Raw genomic sequence first — 16,539 nt, 5'->3', positions numbered from 1 at the left:
ATAGTTGCAAAATACAAGTATTTTAGGAGGAATTTAAAATGAATATACCATTAACAATTAAAACGCAAAATATAAGCTGTTGTGCACCTGCACCTGAGCCAACTACTTCTTGCTGTGGGCCTGTAGAAGATACACAAAAAGAGTCACTTCCTAAAGAAACACCTTTTAAATTAAATAAATCGTATCCTGTTGCGATCCTTGGAGCGGGTCCAGTCGGTTTAGCTGCTGCTGCTCACCTTTCATTAGCAAATGAAGCATTCATTGTGCTTGAAAAGGGCGCTGAGGTTGCTGAAAACATTAAATCTTGGCAGCACGTTCGTCTATTTTCACCATGGCAATACAATGTTGACAAAGCTGCTAAACAATTACTACTGAAATCTAGTTGGACGATGCCAGAAGAAGACCTCCTACCAACAGGTCAAGAAATTCGTGAGGCGTATTTACAGCCACTAGCCAATTTACCTGAGATCAAACCATTTATTTCGTTTAATACAACAGTTGTAGGCATTAGTAAAAAAAATCATGATAAAATGAAGTCTGCAAATCGTGAATCTGCTCCGTTTGTACTTTATACAGAACAAAATGGTGAAACAAAGCGTATTCTTGCAAGTGCTGTCATCGATGCGACGGGTACGTGGGCAACTCCGAATCCTGTTCACGCTGACAACGTGTGGACATCAGCTGAACAAAAGCTTACTGACAAAATCTTTTATGGCATTCCAAATGTTGAAGCATTAAAAGAACGCTACACAGGCAAACGCATCGCTGTTATCGGTGGTGGACACTCAGCTATTAATACGATTTTAGAGTTAGAGAAGCTTGAGGACGTTGAAATTACATGGATTTTACGTAAAAAACGTGTAGAAGATGCGTATGGTGGTGAAGAAAAGGATGCACTTGCTGCTCGTGGCGAATTAGGCAGTCGCATTCATACATTAGTTGATAATGGTAAAGTAAAGGTCTTTACCCCATTCTATATCGAGGAACTTAAACAAACATCAGCTGGTATCATCATTAAAGGTGAAGGCGTAACGGGTGAACAACGCCTTCCAGAAGTAGATGAAATCATTGCGAATACAGGTAGTCGTCCAGACTTCTCGTTCCTAAAAGAAATTCGCTTATCGATTGATGGGGCCGTTGAAAGTATCGAAGCATTAGCACCCCTGATTGATCCAAACGAGCATAGCTGTGGTACGGTTCGTCCACATGGCGAGCTCGAATTACGTCACCCTGAAACTGGCTTTTATATTGTCGGTATGAAAAGCTACGGGCGTGCGCCAACCTTCTTAATGGCGACTGGCTATGAGCAAGTTCGTTCTGTGGTTGCGTACCTTACAGGTGATATTGAAGCTGCTCGTAAAGTAGAGCTAGACCTACCGGAAACGGGTGTATGTAGTTTAGATTTAAATAGTAATAGCACTTCAAATTGCTGTTAAAAATACCCCCTTGAAGCCACTTTCAAGGGGGTATTTTTATTAATCACGTAAAACGACATTTGGAATCAAACGTATGTATAGGAGCTCACCTATTATTTCGACAATCGTTTGGGTCACAATAATTGCTGCAACAATTGTGCTCACCTCGCTCGGTAAAGCTAAAGCAAATGGCAAGACCACAAGTGAATTTCGTGTCGAGCCGCTAAAGATTAACGCACGACCTGTTTTCACGTCAAGTTTCATCCACTGCCCAATTAACTTAGAGATGAAAGGCATGATCACCATAAATGCGATATACAGAGGAATGACTGTTACAATCCATTCAACTGAATCTGTTAACTTATTGATTTGTGAAGCCACAACAACAAAAAGTGTAAGGGCCATAAACGGAACAGGTAGCCATGCTGAGATTTCTAGCAGTTGATTCCCGAATTTCTTCTTCTTCGCTAGTAACTGAATACCAATTGCAACCCCTAACGGTAACACAATTAATCCTAAAAATGCTTCGACAAAGGGTGTCACTTCTATCAACTTCGATGCTTCCTCCCCAATAAATAACCATAAATAAATGGGTAACAGTAGCATTTGGGTAATAAATAAAATCGGTGTCGCAATGAGCATCGCTTTTTCATTCCCTCGCCCTAATGCTGTAAAGACAATCACATAATCAATACATGGTGTTAGCAGCACAAGGTATACCCCTAATAATAGTGGTGAATACTCTGGTAAAAATAATGCTAATAGCCATACAACTATTGGTACCGCTATATAATTTACAATACAAAGCGCTATCATAAAGCGACGATTAGAAAGCGAATCCTTTAGTGACATAAAAGGAATTTGTGAAAACATACTGTACATTAATAAACCAATGACAACCGAAATTGTCACATCAAGCATACTTGAACTATTAGGTGCCAGTAATCCAAAGCCTACAGCGATAAGTAAAGTAAAGATATAGACGAATACTTGATTATTTTCTAGTTTTTCTCTTGAAAGCATTGTAAAATCCCCTTCAAAAATAATTAAATTCACTGCAACAAAGAAAGATTGAAATAGCCACCTCTCCATAGAGGTGGCTTTCTGGCTTATTTAGACTGACTTTTTATCTGATCCATAGCTTGTAAAAATTGCTGGCGAGTCGACTCTCCATACACAAGCGGATCATCTTTAAAGAAAAAATCTTCCATAAATTGTTGTGTTTCTTCTACCGATAGTTCTCGGCTGTTCATCACAAGTTGTGCATAATTAAAGAAGTATTCAGCAGTTAAAGTACTCGAATGATGTAGTCGCATATTAGCAACTTTTTTGCTCGTAGCCCAGTAACACTAAGCCAAGCTGACCATTTTCTTCTTCCGCATGAATCGTTACATCTGCTAACTGAGACGCAATTTGTGGATCTACGGCGATGTTCACACCTTCAACCGTTTCGACTGTATCTGCTTCTTGTGCTTGTGCTATTTCTGCACCAAGATTCATTCCACAACAACCTGCTACACCGTAAAAACGTAATGTTGCACCTTCTGCTTGTGCTAATACTTGCTCTACAAATTGTTTACCTTCTGGACTGATCTTCACTTTATTATCTCTCCCTTTAATGCATGTAATCCGTCTTTCCCAACGGGTGCTTCCTTTACCCAAGGGATTGTCACAAAACGGTTATGACTAACTTTCTTTACTTCTTCTAGCCATTTCACTTCTGCTTGCTGTTTTTGTGTAAGAATAGGACTGGTTAACGGTACATTTGCAAATGATTGATTGATTACCCACCAATCCACATGTAAACCTGCTCGTTCTAAATCCACTTGTAGACGCGTCGCTTCATATACAGGTGTTGCTTCTGGTAATGTCACAATCGCTACACTTGTATAATCTTTATCACGTAATCGTGGTAATAATTTCGATACAGATACGGGTACTTCCCCTTCTGAACGGGAAATTTCCTTGTGATAGCTTTCTGTTGCATCAAGCAATAGTAACGTATGCCCTGTCGGCGCTGTATCGATGATAATCACTTCATCTTGATGCGTTTCAACCAAGTTTGCAAATGCTCGGAATACGGCAATTTCTTCTGTACAAGGTGAAGCCAAATCTTCCTTTACAAAAGCAAGCCCGTCTTCATTCATTGTCTCACTCACTTTTGCTAACACCTCTGCCTCATAATTCGCGATTTCTACTTTCGGATCAATCCGACTAACAGTGACGCCTTCTTGCTCTTCTTGCCCGAATGTCCAATTTAAATGAGCTGCAGGATCTGTCGTTGTTAAATGGACACGCAACCCTTCTTCAGCCATTCTTAGTGCAATATAAGAGGCAACCGTGGTTTTCCCTACGCCACCTTTTCCCATTGCAAAAATAATTTTTGGCTTACGTGCTACATAGTCCACAATCATTTCTTCAAGTTCTGGGGTATTTAAATACATTGGCTCATTCGTAATTGTTTGGGGCTTCGTGTCTGTCATCCACGCTTCCATTCGCTCAATACTTGATAAAGAATAAGGTACGAATGGTAAGTAAAAATGTTTAAACGCTTGTAATGATTCTGGCATCTCTTTTAAAGCGACCGTTTGACGTTCATAAATTGCCTTTTCAATCGGGTCATCACTTTCTGATTGTAAAAAGCCGTTAACGATTAACTGCTGATTACGTAGACCAATCTCAAATAATTCCTCTGATGCACGTGCTGCTTCTTTTAACGGATTCGCTTCGGGTCGTGTGACAAGCATCAGGGTTGTTTGTGCCTCATTCGTTAACTGTGCAACAGCTTGCTTATACACTTCACGCTGTGGCTCAAGTCCTTTTAATGGACCTAAACAAGACGTACCTGTTGTATTTTCATCTAAAAAGGTTGACCATGCTGACGGTAACTGTAATAAACGAAGTGTATGACCCGTTGGTGCCGTATCAAACACAATCGTATCAAACTGTTCTGTATATGCGTCGTTTGTAAGTAGCATCGCAAATTCGTTAAAGGCTGCAATTTCAACGGTGCAAGCACCCGATAATTGCTCCTCCATATTTTGAAGCACGACTTCGGGCAATTTGCCACGATAAGGACCAACCATCTGCTCCTTATAGCTAGCTGCTGCTTGCTCTGGATCAAGATTTAGCGCATAAAGATTTTCAGCACCATTTATTTTCGTTGGTTCATTTTTTAAGTCCTGACCGAAAATATCCTGTAAGTTTGAAGCAGGGTCTGTGCTGATTAATAGCACTTTCCTTCCTTCTTTCGCTAACGCAATGGAAAGACTACTAGCAGTCGATGTTTTCCCAACACCGCCCTTTCCTGTAAAGAAAAGAAACGGTGTTGTCGGGAAATGTTCACGTGTGAAACGTTCCATTATTGATTCACTCCGATTGATAGACGTACTTTCGGCTTTTTCACAAGCTCATCTTCACTTATTCCTGACCACTGTGCAAACTGAGCTGTTGTCGGGTAGCTTCCCTTTAATACCAGTTCACCATCGACGAATGTCGCTGGCAAGCTATCCATACCGTCTGTCATCAACAAATCATTAACAGCCTTATTATCAATGAACATATCTGGATTATTTGTTAAATTGAAACGCTCAGCTGATACGCTTGTATTTTTTAAGTTATTCAGTATGAAAGACATGCGTAGTAACTCTGGATCAATTGCTGGCCCACATACACCTGTTGGACAGCACATCGCTTGCTCAAAAATTTCAATTTTCTTCATGTCGGTCCCTCCGAATACTTATTTTTTCAATTCTTCATTTACGAACTGCTCAATACGTGCCCCAATTGCATCACGTACTTGTTGAAACACAGCCCATTTTTCTTCCTCTGTACCTGTAGCTTTTGCTGGATCTTCGAAGCCCCAATGCTCACGACGTACGCCTGGAGGTGTCATTGGACATTTATCTGCTGCATCCCCACAAAGTGTCACAACTAATGTTGCTTTATTTAAAATTTCTTGGTTAATTAAATCTGATGTATGGTGAGAAATATCAATCCCTACCTCATTCATTGCCTTGATGGCATTTGGGTTAACACCATGTGTTTCAATACCAGCCGAGTACACTTCCCAGTCTTCCGGTAAGTATTTTTGAGCCCATCCATCTGCCATTTGTGAACGGCATGAGTTACCTGTACATAAGAAATAAAGTATATTTTTTGTCATTTGAATAAACTCCCTTAATTAAAAAATTAGTAATGTAATGTAAAGACCAATTAACGTAAAGATTAAAATTGGTATCGTTAGGACGATCCCTGTTTTAAAGTACGTACCCCAAGAAATTTTTACACCTTTCCCTGACAGTACATATAACCAAACAAGTGTTGCAAGTGAACCAATTGGCGTAATTTTTGGTCCTAAGTCTGACCCGATCACGTTTGCGTAAATTAAAGCTTCACGTAACGTGCCATCCGTCGATGTTTCAGCAATAGCCAATGCGTTGACCATCACTGTTGGCATGTTGTTCATAATCGATGATAAGAAGGCTGCAATAAAGCCCATTCCAACCGTTGCGACGAACAAACCTTGCTCTGCTGTCCATTCAATCACGCTAGCTAGAGCAGGAGTTAAACCTGCATTGCCAAGTCCGTAAACAACAACGTACATCCCAATGGAGAAGAAGACGATATTCCAGGGTGCACCTTTTACAACGGCTTTTGTATCCACGACTGCACTACGCTTCGCCATGAATAAGAAGAAAATCGCGATAATGCCAGCCACAAGTGATACCGGTACACCGATAAATTCACTTGAAAAATAACCAACAACTAAAATCGCTAGGATGAACCAAGACAGCTTAAACATTTTCATATCTTTAATCGCTAGACGTGGTTCCTTTAACATCGATTCATTGTATTCACGTGGAATCGACTTATTGAAGTAAATGAGTAACACAACAATTGTTGCTACCAGTGAGAATAAGTTCGGGATGAACATACGTGAAGCATATTCTACAAATCCAATATCAAAGAAATCTGCTGAGACGATATTCACTAAGTTACTCACGACAAACGGTAAACTCGTCGTATCCGCAATAAAGCCACTCGCCATAATAAACGGGAAAATCATTTTTTCGCTAAACTGTAAATTACGCACCATCGCTAACACGATCGGCGTTAAAATCAGTGCAGCCCCGTCGTTTGCAAATAATGCAGCAACGACAGCTCCGAGTAAGCTGACATACACAAACATTTTGACACCGTTGCCTTTTGCAGCACGTGCCATATGTAGTGCAGCCCACTCGAACAAACCAATTTCATCTAATACTAATGAAATTAAAATAATTGCAATAAATGATAACGTGGCGTTCCATGTAATATCTATTACTGTCCCGACATCGTTAAAATCAACAACACCAACAAGTAACGCAATCACAGCCCCTGCCATTGCCGACCAGCCAATATTCAGTCCCTTTGGCTGCCAGATGACAAAAATCAGTGTTACGATAAAAATGAGTGCCGCAATGACAAACATATTCAATTTTTAGCCCTCCACACATTCACAGTCAATTTTACAACCACATGTCCACTCTTCATCAACTGAAGCAAGTACACTCTGCATTAACAAAGTTTGATTCTCTTGAATACGATAATGCTTCCACGTACCTACTTTTCGTTCTGTAATGATGCCTGCTTCTTTTAATTTACGTAAATGCTGGCTCACAGCAGGTTGTGAAATATTCAGGACATCCGTAAAATCACATACGCATACTTCACCTTTTTTTAGACAGGCTAAAATGCGTAAACGATTCGCGTCCGCAACAGCTTTCAATTGTTTTTCCATTAACTCAATCTCCATCTCTATCCCTCCATCGCTATATAACAATATACTTATATTATAGTGAAATAAAAACGGATGCAAGTTCCTACTGATACTTTCCTTCCAGTACACGTATTAATTCATCACGTACATTGATTTTTTCACGAATTGTTTTTGCCATCTTCACAGCTTCTTTTAAATTGGCTGCTTTTCCTAATTCAAGTAATGTGGCTGTTGCAACGGCACCTGTACGATTGCTTCCACTCTTACAGTGGAAGTAAATATTTTGCCCTTCATGATACGCACTGACTACTTGATCGATTGCACGATAAACAGATTCATTTTGCCCTTCAATTCCTTCAATAATTGGCAAATGAATTGCCTTTTCATGTAACACTTTTGTTTCTCCACGTAAATCAATCACCATATCAATTTTCTCATTCTCTAATACACTTGGTACATCCTCTGCACCACCAATATAAATACGACCATCTACTAATGCATGATAATTTTTTTCCATTATACTCGTTCCTTTTCTTTGAAAGTTAATTCTTCTAAATAACGTTCTGTGTCTAATGCTGCCATACATCCTGTACCCGCTGCTGTAATGGCTTGACGGTACTTGTTATCCTGCACATCACCACATGCAAAAACACCCTCAACATTCGTTGCCATTGAACCCGGTGTCACCTGAATATAACCTTGTTCATCCGTATCAATTTGACCTTCTAAAAATGCCGTATTTGGTGTATGACCAATGGCTAGGAAGATACCATCAGTTTCAATTATTTCATCTTCACCAGTTTCATTATTTTGCACTTTTAAACCCTTAACATTCATGCCATTATCCAAAACTTCTAAAGGTGTTTTATTTAAAGCCCATGAAATTTTTTCATTTTCTTTTGCACGTTGTTGCATAATTTTAGAAGCACGTAATTCATGACGACGATTGACAACGATGACTTCACTTGCAAATTTGCTTAAAAACATTGCTTCTTCCATCGCTGAATCACCACCGCCAACGATAACGACACGTCTACCTCTAAAGAAGAAACCATCACATGTTGCACAGGTACTAACTCCACGGCTTACATTTTCTTTTTCTCCGGGAATTCCTAAAAATTTTGCCGATGCGCCTGTTGATAGAATTAAGCTATCCGTGACAACTTCACCAAAACCTTCCACATGTAAAACAAATGGCTTTTTCGATAAATCAACCGAAGTGACCCATCCGTTCATAAATTCTGCACCAAAGCGTTGTGCTTGTTTTTTCATATTATTCGTTAACTCTGCACCATCAATGCCTTCAATGAAACCAGGGAAGTTTTCAATCTCTGTCGTGAGGGTTAATTGCCCACCAGGTTGAATCCCTTCAATTATTAGTGGCTCCATATTAGCACGCGCTAAGTAAATAGCAGCTGTTGCTCCAGCTGGACCTGTACCTAAAATGACTACTTTTCTTCTCAAAATAACTAACCTCCAAACATAAGTAAATACTTATAATATAAACATCGTTATATAACGATATACTTATATTATGTTTTACAGGATGTTTTTGCAACTATTAAATTCTAATTAACAAAATTGTAACAATAAATAGGAATGTACTTCCAAAAAGTGTATGGGGGACACTTTTCAAAAGGGGTGTCGAGATGATTACAGGCAAAGGTTGGTTTCATTGATAATAGTGCCGATAATAACCTTTTTGAAACTAAATTTGATGTTATTGTTGATGGAATTACAAAAGCAATTATTACTAGTGTAAATAAGATCGATCAGTGCCCAACTTGTGGTCAGAAAATAAATGCATAAAGATAGCATAAAAAGGCAGCTGTCAGTTTTATATTGAGGTTGCCTTTTCTATTCGCAATTTCACATGACGTAGCCCGCATGGTGGCCTCGGTGGGCAGAGCCGGCTATTTTTCCCCAGCTGAGCAATCTCTTTTTTGAATTAATAGCTATGTAAGAATAACAATAAAAGAATCCCTTCACATCACATTAGTGAAGGGATTCTTTTATTTACTAAATAAGGTTTCATTATTTCTTAGAATTTATCCCAATGGTGAAATTTCGCTTTCTGTTACCCATTTATGATGAGTTACTTCTTGACCAGTTTCAGTATCCGTATAACTCACCATATATACTGTTGTTTGCTCAGCCGAATCGATAGTAGCCGATGCTCCATCCATTCCTTCCATATGGTCCGCATTTAATACAACTTTATCTCCAGATTTGAATGGTTCTTCACTAGCCTCTTCAAGTTCTTCATGAATTACCCATTTGTGATCTTCAACTGGTTCACCGCCTGTTGGCGGGGTATATGAAACCATATAAACAGTAGTATCAAATGCACCCGTAATAGTAGCTACTGCGCCATCCATACCTTTCATATGATCCGCATTTATCGTTGCTTCACTACCAACTGGATATGTAGGATTTTCAGCCTCCGCCAATCCTTCTGGAACTTCACCTGAACTTGAATGATCCATTTCTTCCATAGAATTAGACTCTTCTTCATTAATGTTTTTTTGAGATTCAGTACCAGTATTAGTACCATTATTTGGAGCAGCTTCTTCATTTCCACCACAAGCCATTAAAATCAGAGTTGTAATTAAAGCAAGCATCCCTATTATTAATTTCTTTTTTTTCATAGCTAAATTTCCTCCCACTTTTTTTATTTTAATTTCCTTTCCTACTATACCCTCCCCGATATTTATTAACCTTAATAAATATCGAGGAATCTGTGAAGGTCATCGATTTTAGTTTAATGGAACAAATAATGGGAATACTATAATGTGTGGAATTAAGAAAATATTATTAGGAGGAATTGGATATGTCACATGAACAACATCAAGAATTGCTGCAAATCTTACATGAATGTATGGTGGAATGTAATCATTGTTATAATGTATGTTTGAAAGAGGAAGACCTTAAGATGATGGCCGAATGCATACGTTTAGATAGAGAGTGCGCAGATATGTGTAACTATTTAGAACAAGCACTTTCAAGAGGTACACCATTTATTTCTGAGTTAGCTTCCGTTTGTGCAAAGATTTGTGAAGCATGTGGAAACGAATGCAAAAAGCATGAGCATGAACACTGTCAGAAATGTGCTGAAGCCTGCTTTAAATGTGCAGAAGCATGTAAAAATGTTGCCTAAGAATAAATGTGAAAAGTTGCTCAAAGCAGGTTAATTAACTCATTGAGCAACTTTTTAATCTAATTCTCTCTTCAACTATTCTACAGCATTAAAGTCTCTATAATTTTTGTCCCGTTTATTGGTGACATTCCAAAGCTAACTCTTAAATAAACATTAGTTTCCTCAATAACATTGTTTCAAATATATTTATTTAGGCATTATCTGTTTCATATAACTCAGAATGCTTTCATCAGTCATTTCACCGGTAATAATTTTTTCAATTTTTCCTTCTGAATTAATTAAAATTGTTGTTGGTAAAGGTTTAATATTGTAAGCCCCCATAACGCTCCTGTATCTGTCTATTAAAACCGGGAATGTTAAACCCTTTTGTTCTATGTATTTATTTACTGTATAATCCGGTTCCGCGATGTTTACGGCTAATACTTGAACACCTTCATTTTTATAACCTTGATAATATTTTTCCATAATCGGAAATTCCCTTTCGCAAGGTTTACACCACGTTCCCCAAAAATTTAAAAAGACTCCCTGTCCCCTGTACTCTGATAATTTATGGGCTTCCCCATTCATATCCACGAGTTCAAAATCGGGTGCAGTATCACCTACTTGTATTACTTCTCTCTTCTCTTTAGTAAAACTACTGTAAAGAGTAAATACTATTGCACCACTCATTATTATCAAAACGAACAGACGAATAAAATATCTCTGCCTTTTTTTATCCATAAGTGAACTATTCCTTTCTACAACGATTATGATTTATAGGCTAGTATAAATCATAAATATAGAAAAAATATGCAGAAACTAATTATTCAGAATTAATATCACGATTATTTTTTAATTTCAGCTATATCCAAAATTATTTATGCCAATAATAATCACTTAACACTTCTGCTAGGGCCTCTGTTGATCGATGAAGTTCTTCTACCTTATTATCTACACCCCCAATTTCGATAATTAAAGCGTTAGGAGAAAGATCTTGGTTGTATACGCCATTCCCTTGATTACTACTTTTTTGAATAATACCTTTTGATAAAGACGGATATTTATTTTCTAAAAGCGTATGTAAATCATTTGCGAACTGGAGATTTTTTTCGAAATCTACATGACCAGTTCCAACTACGAATAGTAATTCGGCAAATTTTTCTCCATTTATTTCAGCAGTAGTATTCTCTTTACGCAAAGAATCACGGTGTATATCTATTAAATATTCAAGATTTTTATTTTCACTTTGCGCTAACTGTACTAGTTCTCTTGAAATATTGTAAGAACTTGTATAATCTAAATTTCTTGAATCTAGTATTTGTACAACATCTGTTGTGTCGACTTGTGTCCCCATTCCTCTTTGTTCCATTGCTCTCCCAAGCATTTTCCCAACCAACGTTATGTTAGCTAGTGAGTGGTAAGCTTCTTCTGGCCTGATTGTATCTTTTAAATAAGGTAAAAAGGATTCCCTACTATGGGAATGATAAATATAAACGACTTCTTTCCCAAAAGTGGAATGGATATCCGATATTTCTTGAGGCGATTTCATACTTCCAAAAATAGTCTCTATATTTTCGAATTGAAGAGGTCGGACTTTTAATAATGTTTCCATAGATGGCTCTAATTCGTCTCCATCTAGTTTGCCAGAAGTATTACCTTCTTCTGAATCCTTAATAGAGAGATCAATACCAGGTTCTTTTTTATTAGAAACATTAGTAATTGATTCAGTTTCTTTACTTTTTATAAAATCATCGCTATTATCTGATTCATTATTTAGTTTATAGGTCGTTGCCATCCAAATAGTAGCCATCGCCCAGATAATAAAGAGGAAGATTGCAATATACAAAAATAGTTTTGCTCTATTTTTTCCCTTTCTTTTGTTCTCATCTTCTTTTAATTTAGGAGACATTTAGACCCTTCCCTTGCTATATTTATTAATTAAAAAATAAGTATCTAAAAACACCTTCAAGTTAATCTCAATTCATTACTTGAAGGTGTTTAAATTATTTATATTGGGTAATCTCTTATTTCAATAGCAGTATTAGTAATTTAATTTAGATTACTTCTACTTGTCCCATCATACCATTTTCTTCATGTTCAAGCACATGACAGTGGAACATGTAGATACCTTTATTATTAAATTTTACAGCTAATTTTACAGTTTGCCCAGCTTCAATTGAAATTGTATCCTTCCATCCCTGTAGGTTTACGGGTGGCTCATTCCCATCAATTGAAACAACTTTAAATTGAGTACCATGAATATGGAATGGATGGATCATACCACCCATCGCATCTGGCTTATTGTAAATTTCCCAAATTTCTGTTTCACCTTGCTTCTGCGTAAAATCAATTCGGTTCATATCAAATTGCTTATCATTAATATAAACCATTTTCCCCATACCGAAAAGCTCAAGTTTTTTCGTTACTGGTAATTTTCTCTCTTCATCAGTTACTGCGTAATCATTTAGAGTTGTTGAAACTTCTATTGAATTTGATTTTTGCTCATCAATATTAAATGGTAATAAAATTGCATCGTCTTCATTCAAAAGTGCAATTTCACTTTCCGAATCGTATTGTGAAAAGTCAACAATAATTTCTGCTCGCTCACCAGGTGTTAGCGTAATTTCACTCATCTCAATTGGTTTATTTAAGAATCCACCATCAGTTGCTATTTGTAGGAATTTATCGCCTGTATTTAATTTAAATGTGTAGTTTCGTGCATTCGCTCCGTTTAATAAACGAAGTCTCACTTTTTCTTTTCCGATTGTAAGTTTTGGATTTAATGTACCATTAACTAATAATGTATCTCCAATTGTACCATCATCATTCCGTACTGCTTGATAATCAAATTGTTTTTCCTTAGTGAACTCTCTATCTTGGAATACTAATGGAAAATCATTTACTCCATATTCTTTCGGTAAATCTAGATTTTTAGAGTTATTATCTTCAATATATATTAAACCTGCTAGACCTTTATACACTTGTTCAGCTGTAGCACCTTCTGGATGAGGATGGAACCACAGCGTTGAAGCACCTTGACTAACAGTAAACTTCACGTCTTCCATTGCGCCTGGTTCTAGAAGCTGATGCGGACCACCGTCACCTTCACCCGGTATATCTACACCATGCCAATGAAATGTTGTTGGTTCAGCTAGTTCATTTTTTGTTCTGAATGTTACAGTTTCTCCTTCATTCACCCGAATAACCGGACCTAAAAACGAACCATTATATCCAAATGTCTGAGTTTGAACTCCCTCAAAAATTTCAGTTGTCCCTTGTTGAGCATTAATAGTAACAATTCCATCTTTCGGTTCAATTAATTGTGGAAGTGCTAACTCATTTTCCCCAGTTGAGTTATTTAGTGCAATTGGATTTGTATGACTTGCATGACCGTTTTCCATATCCATTTCTTCCATCTCTTCATCGGTCATGTTGGAATGGTCCATACCTTCCATGTTTGCCATTTCTTCATCCGTCATGTTCGAATGATCCATTGTCTCATGTTCGTCAGATTCTGAACTAGTTGCACTACAGCCTGCAATAATAACACTACTAGCTAGTAATGTAGTAACTAATAATTTAAACTTCATTATATTTCCTCCTTGTGTTTCATTACAAATATACTGTAACAAATAAATATGAAAAAAATATGGAGTTTTAAATCATAAATGAAACATGAGGAGAACGCAACGTCAGTAAAAAAAAGTTATTGACATTGCTACTAAATTTATTGGTTTATTAATATTCTGATTTTAAATTAAGTTTGTGAAGAATGTACTATAACTAAGGAGGTTATTTCTATCTAGTGGCGTTATATTTCCATATGTAAACGTTTTATTCCACAGGAAAGAATCTATTCTTGTATCACTAGAAGCTGAATCTGTTTTCAACAAGATTCAGAAAATGTATTAGGAAAAAAAGTATGTAAAAAAGCAGTTTTGGAGAATATAACTCCCAACTGCTCTTTTTTACTTTTCAACTACTTCCCTATTTTTTCCCTTAACAATTAATAGGTATATTGCATATATCCCTGCTAGACCAACTATTGCACAAACTAACCTATCGAACCCAGACATTACTACAGTTGGAGAACCAAATATAGAACCTATAAAATCAGATCCGAAAAAGCCTATTATTCCCAATCTTATAGCAGCCGCAGTAACTAACCACCATGTTAATGTTCTCATTTTAGTTTCACTCTCTCTAAAAAGATGAAATACGAATAATATTATGTGTTAAATTATTTATTTTATACAAAAGTCAGAATTTTCATATCAAGGGCAACACTTTTAGGAAAGATAAATCACACAGTTGATTTTTAAATTTCTATACCAACTGTCGGTCTACCGACAGTTCTTATCAATAATGAAAATGTTATATATGTAGTTTGAAATCGTTATATTATAAGGAAGTATATTACAAGAACAACTTGACAATCAGTATTGTGGTTTAACTCAATCTCAATGTAAAATGTAATTGGATATTTAGGTTAATTATTTAGGGGATACGAGTAAATGCTCATAAAACTACAACTATAATATTGCCCATTCGTCCCGTTGCATCATAAAATGATGATTTTTGAGGAAAGTAACGTTATGTAAATTAGAAGAGGAAATATACATTTCCCTAAATATAAGATGTGATGTTTAATCTCAAAAAAATTGTTAATAATAAGTCTGATTATAAATTTGAAAGGAGTTTTTTACTAATGGGTGTTTTATCATCTTCTCCAACTAATATGGACCATTGCATTGAATTGTGTATTAAATGTGCAAGAGCTTGTGAAGAATGTCTAACTGCTTGCTTACAAGAGCCTGATATACAAGCGAGAGTACATTGTATGCAAATGTTAAATGATTGTGCTGAAATTTGTTTACAGGCTGTCAGTTTATTGTCAAGAAATAGTGCAATTTCAAAACAATACTGTCAACTATGTGCAGAAATTTGCGAATCATGTGCATCGCATTGTGAAAAATTCCAAGATGCACATTGCCAAGAATGTGCAAAAATTTGCCGTGAATGTGCAGAAATGTGTAGAAAAATGGCTCAATAATTGATTAAAGCCCTTCTTTCGAGAAGGGTTTTTCTTTATTAAGCCCCTACACAATGAGAATATTACCGAATTATTTTGCCGATAGATCACTTTCAATTAACCACTTATGATTTGTAACTTTTTCTCCTGTGGTAGAAGTATAATCTACCATATACACAGTTGTATCATACGCACCTACAATTGTAGCTTCAGCACCCTTCATATTAGGCCTATGGTCAGCATTTATAATAGCTTTACTTCCTATTGGGAAAGCGGGATTTTCAGCTACTTTTAATCCTTTGGGAATTTTTCTTGAACTCGAATGATTCATTTTTGTATTGTCCATCATCAACATATTTTGAAGCCAAGTTGCATGTAGTTGTTCGTCATATGAGGCATGCATGAAGTGCATCTGAACATGATGAGTTGTTGCTCTTGACGAGATATTCTGATAAAAAGAATATGCTTCTATTTCTTTTTGAAATGCTTTTTGGACACCTTCTTTAAAATTTCTTGGTATTTCCCCAAAAGGAATTTGTGGTTGTTGTCCACCCATCATCCTTAAAATCATTGTAAACCAATGATAATGTTTCATTTCATCTAGCTGTATTCTAAAAATAATCTGTCGAAACTGTTCATTGGGAGTTAATTGAACTAATCTTTGATAAAAGTTATAAGCTTGAACTTCTAAAATAATAGCTCTTGAAACGTCTTCTTTTAGATGAGCGTCACTAGTTAAATTCATTCTCATTCCCGTCGGAGTACTACCAAAATCATTTTGCATATTAGTATTCAAAAAATTCCTCCAATCAAATTTTTAAGCTAGTATACGATTGCCTAGTCAATATGTTTGTTTTTTAGCCTAAACTTTTTTAATATCCTCATGATATTCTACTGAAAAAGCAAAAGAGACAGTAGAAGAATGAGGAAAAACAGGGTATTCTAAACTAAAAGCCACGAGAGAGGTCCTCTGCGGGATTCGCTTGTTATTGAGTTATTGATTATATTATTGTTAATACAGAAATCATTATATCTTCGTATTTTTAAATTTTATTTTCGTTAAAAAAGAAATATATTTTAGGTTTTTCCCCATTATTAGTGTTCGGTATATTAACCATCGAGGAATAAAGAAGTTTATATTGAAGATTTCACCTAAATAAATATATGAAAAAATCCCGTTCATTTTTTATAAGCG

19 protein-coding genes are annotated in these 16,539 nt (G+C 36.5%); 3 read left to right on the top strand and 16 right to left on the bottom strand.

Going from position 1 to position 16,539, the window contains the following annotated elements:
* Nucleotides 1-38: 38 nt before the first annotated feature.
* On the top strand, nucleotides 39-1,436 hold the full coding sequence (locus MKX47_RS20140) for an NAD(P)-binding domain-containing protein (RefSeq protein WP_340778016.1): 1,398 nt from the start codon (nucleotides 39-41) through the stop codon (nucleotides 1,434-1,436).
* A 39-nt stretch (nucleotides 1,437-1,475) separates the two neighbouring features.
* Here the strand turns inward: MKX47_RS20140 and MKX47_RS20135 are convergent, their stop codons facing one another.
* The 11 genes from MKX47_RS20135 to MKX47_RS20085 form a co-directional block, all read right to left on the bottom strand.
* Nucleotides 1,476-2,438, bottom strand: coding sequence for an arsenic resistance protein (locus tag MKX47_RS20135; protein ID WP_263082611.1), 963 nt, complete (start codon nucleotides 2,436-2,438; stop codon nucleotides 1,476-1,478).
* Nucleotides 2,439-2,524: 86 nt separating this feature from the next.
* Nucleotides 2,525-2,731, bottom strand: coding sequence for a hypothetical protein (locus MKX47_RS20130; RefSeq protein ID WP_263082526.1), 207 nt, complete (start codon nucleotides 2,729-2,731; stop codon nucleotides 2,525-2,527).
* 1 nt (nucleotide 2,732) lies between these two features.
* On the bottom strand, nucleotides 2,733-3,014 hold the full coding sequence (locus tag MKX47_RS20125) for a Fe-S cluster assembly protein HesB (RefSeq protein WP_263082525.1): 282 nt from the start codon (nucleotides 3,012-3,014) through the stop codon (nucleotides 2,733-2,735).
* Nucleotides 3,011-4,777, bottom strand: a complete 1,767-nt coding sequence (gene arsA, locus MKX47_RS20120; protein WP_263082524.1) for an arsenical pump-driving ATPase — start codon at nucleotides 4,775-4,777, stop codon at nucleotides 3,011-3,013. Before arsA ends, MKX47_RS20125 begins: the two co-directional genes overlap by 4 nt.
* On the bottom strand, nucleotides 4,777-5,136 hold the full coding sequence (gene arsD, locus MKX47_RS20115) for an arsenite efflux transporter metallochaperone ArsD (RefSeq protein WP_263082523.1): 360 nt from the start codon (nucleotides 5,134-5,136) through the stop codon (nucleotides 4,777-4,779). Before arsD ends, arsA begins: the two co-directional genes overlap by 1 nt.
* 18 nt (nucleotides 5,137-5,154) lie before the next feature.
* A complete protein-coding gene (gene arsC, locus MKX47_RS20110) occupies nucleotides 5,155-5,580 on the bottom strand; it encodes an arsenate reductase (thioredoxin) (RefSeq protein ID WP_263082522.1) in 426 nt (141 codons plus the stop codon).
* 18 nt (nucleotides 5,581-5,598) lie between these two features.
* A complete protein-coding gene (locus tag MKX47_RS20105; RefSeq protein ID WP_263082610.1) occupies nucleotides 5,599-6,888 on the bottom strand; it encodes an arsenic transporter in 1,290 nt (429 codons plus the stop codon).
* Nucleotides 6,889-6,897: 9 nt separating this feature from the next.
* Nucleotides 6,898-7,212, bottom strand: coding sequence for an ArsR/SmtB family transcription factor (locus tag MKX47_RS20100; protein WP_263082520.1), 315 nt, complete (start codon nucleotides 7,210-7,212; stop codon nucleotides 6,898-6,900).
* 67 nt (nucleotides 7,213-7,279) lie between these two features.
* Nucleotides 7,280-7,693: a protein-tyrosine phosphatase family protein gene (locus MKX47_RS20095; protein WP_317633676.1), complete on the bottom strand. Its 414-nt coding sequence runs from the start codon at nucleotides 7,691-7,693 to the stop codon at nucleotides 7,280-7,282.
* Nucleotides 7,693-8,640: a thioredoxin-disulfide reductase gene (gene trxB / locus MKX47_RS20090; RefSeq protein WP_263082519.1), complete on the bottom strand. Its 948-nt coding sequence runs from the start codon at nucleotides 8,638-8,640 to the stop codon at nucleotides 7,693-7,695. The genes MKX47_RS20095 and trxB overlap by 1 nt, the downstream gene beginning before the upstream one ends.
* Before the next feature lie 584 nt (nucleotides 8,641-9,224).
* Entirely contained in the window at nucleotides 9,225-9,824 is a 600-nt protein-coding gene (locus tag MKX47_RS20085; RefSeq protein ID WP_340777988.1) for a YdhK family protein, read from the bottom strand.
* Between the two features lie 182 nt (nucleotides 9,825-10,006).
* Between MKX47_RS20085 and MKX47_RS20080 the strand changes: the two genes are divergently transcribed.
* Entirely contained in the window at nucleotides 10,007-10,333 is a 327-nt protein-coding gene (locus MKX47_RS20080) for a four-helix bundle copper-binding protein (RefSeq protein ID WP_340777986.1), read from the top strand.
* A 186-nt stretch (nucleotides 10,334-10,519) separates the two neighbouring features.
* Here the strand turns inward: MKX47_RS20080 and resA are convergent, their stop codons facing one another.
* The 4 genes from resA to MKX47_RS20060 all read right to left on the bottom strand — a co-directional run bounded on the left by resA (nucleotide 10,520) and on the right by MKX47_RS20060 (nucleotide 14,499).
* The gene (resA, locus tag MKX47_RS20075; RefSeq protein ID WP_340777983.1) at nucleotides 10,520-11,053 is read right to left on the bottom strand and encodes a thiol-disulfide oxidoreductase ResA; all 534 of its coding nucleotides are present in this window, start codon (nucleotides 11,051-11,053) and stop codon (nucleotides 10,520-10,522) included.
* Between the two features lie 133 nt (nucleotides 11,054-11,186).
* A complete protein-coding gene (locus tag MKX47_RS20070; RefSeq protein WP_340777980.1) occupies nucleotides 11,187-12,221 on the bottom strand; it encodes a stage II sporulation protein P in 1,035 nt (344 codons plus the stop codon).
* 145 nt (nucleotides 12,222-12,366) lie between these two features.
* Complete coding sequence (locus tag MKX47_RS20065; protein ID WP_340777977.1) at nucleotides 12,367-13,902, bottom strand: multicopper oxidase family protein; 1,536 nt, start codon at nucleotides 13,900-13,902, stop codon at nucleotides 12,367-12,369.
* Between the two features lie 378 nt (nucleotides 13,903-14,280).
* The gene (locus tag MKX47_RS20060; RefSeq protein WP_340777974.1) at nucleotides 14,281-14,499 is read right to left on the bottom strand and encodes a DUF378 domain-containing protein; all 219 of its coding nucleotides are present in this window, start codon (nucleotides 14,497-14,499) and stop codon (nucleotides 14,281-14,283) included.
* A gap of 521 nt (nucleotides 14,500-15,020) precedes the next feature.
* Here MKX47_RS20060 and MKX47_RS20055 point away from each other — a divergent pair.
* Entirely contained in the window at nucleotides 15,021-15,365 is a 345-nt protein-coding gene (locus tag MKX47_RS20055) for a four-helix bundle copper-binding protein (protein ID WP_340777972.1), read from the top strand.
* A gap of 70 nt (nucleotides 15,366-15,435) precedes the next feature.
* Here MKX47_RS20055 and MKX47_RS20050 read toward each other — a convergent pair whose 3' ends face one another.
* On the bottom strand, nucleotides 15,436-16,140 hold the full coding sequence (locus MKX47_RS20050; protein ID WP_340777970.1) for a DUF1541 domain-containing protein: 705 nt from the start codon (nucleotides 16,138-16,140) through the stop codon (nucleotides 15,436-15,438).
* Nucleotides 16,141-16,539 lie beyond the last annotated feature (399 nt).

Source organism: Solibacillus sp. FSL R7-0668, assembly GCF_038006205.1.
Lineage (GTDB): Bacteria > Bacillota > Bacilli > Bacillales_A > Planococcaceae > Solibacillus.
This window is presented reverse-complemented; position numbering and strand designations above follow the sequence as displayed.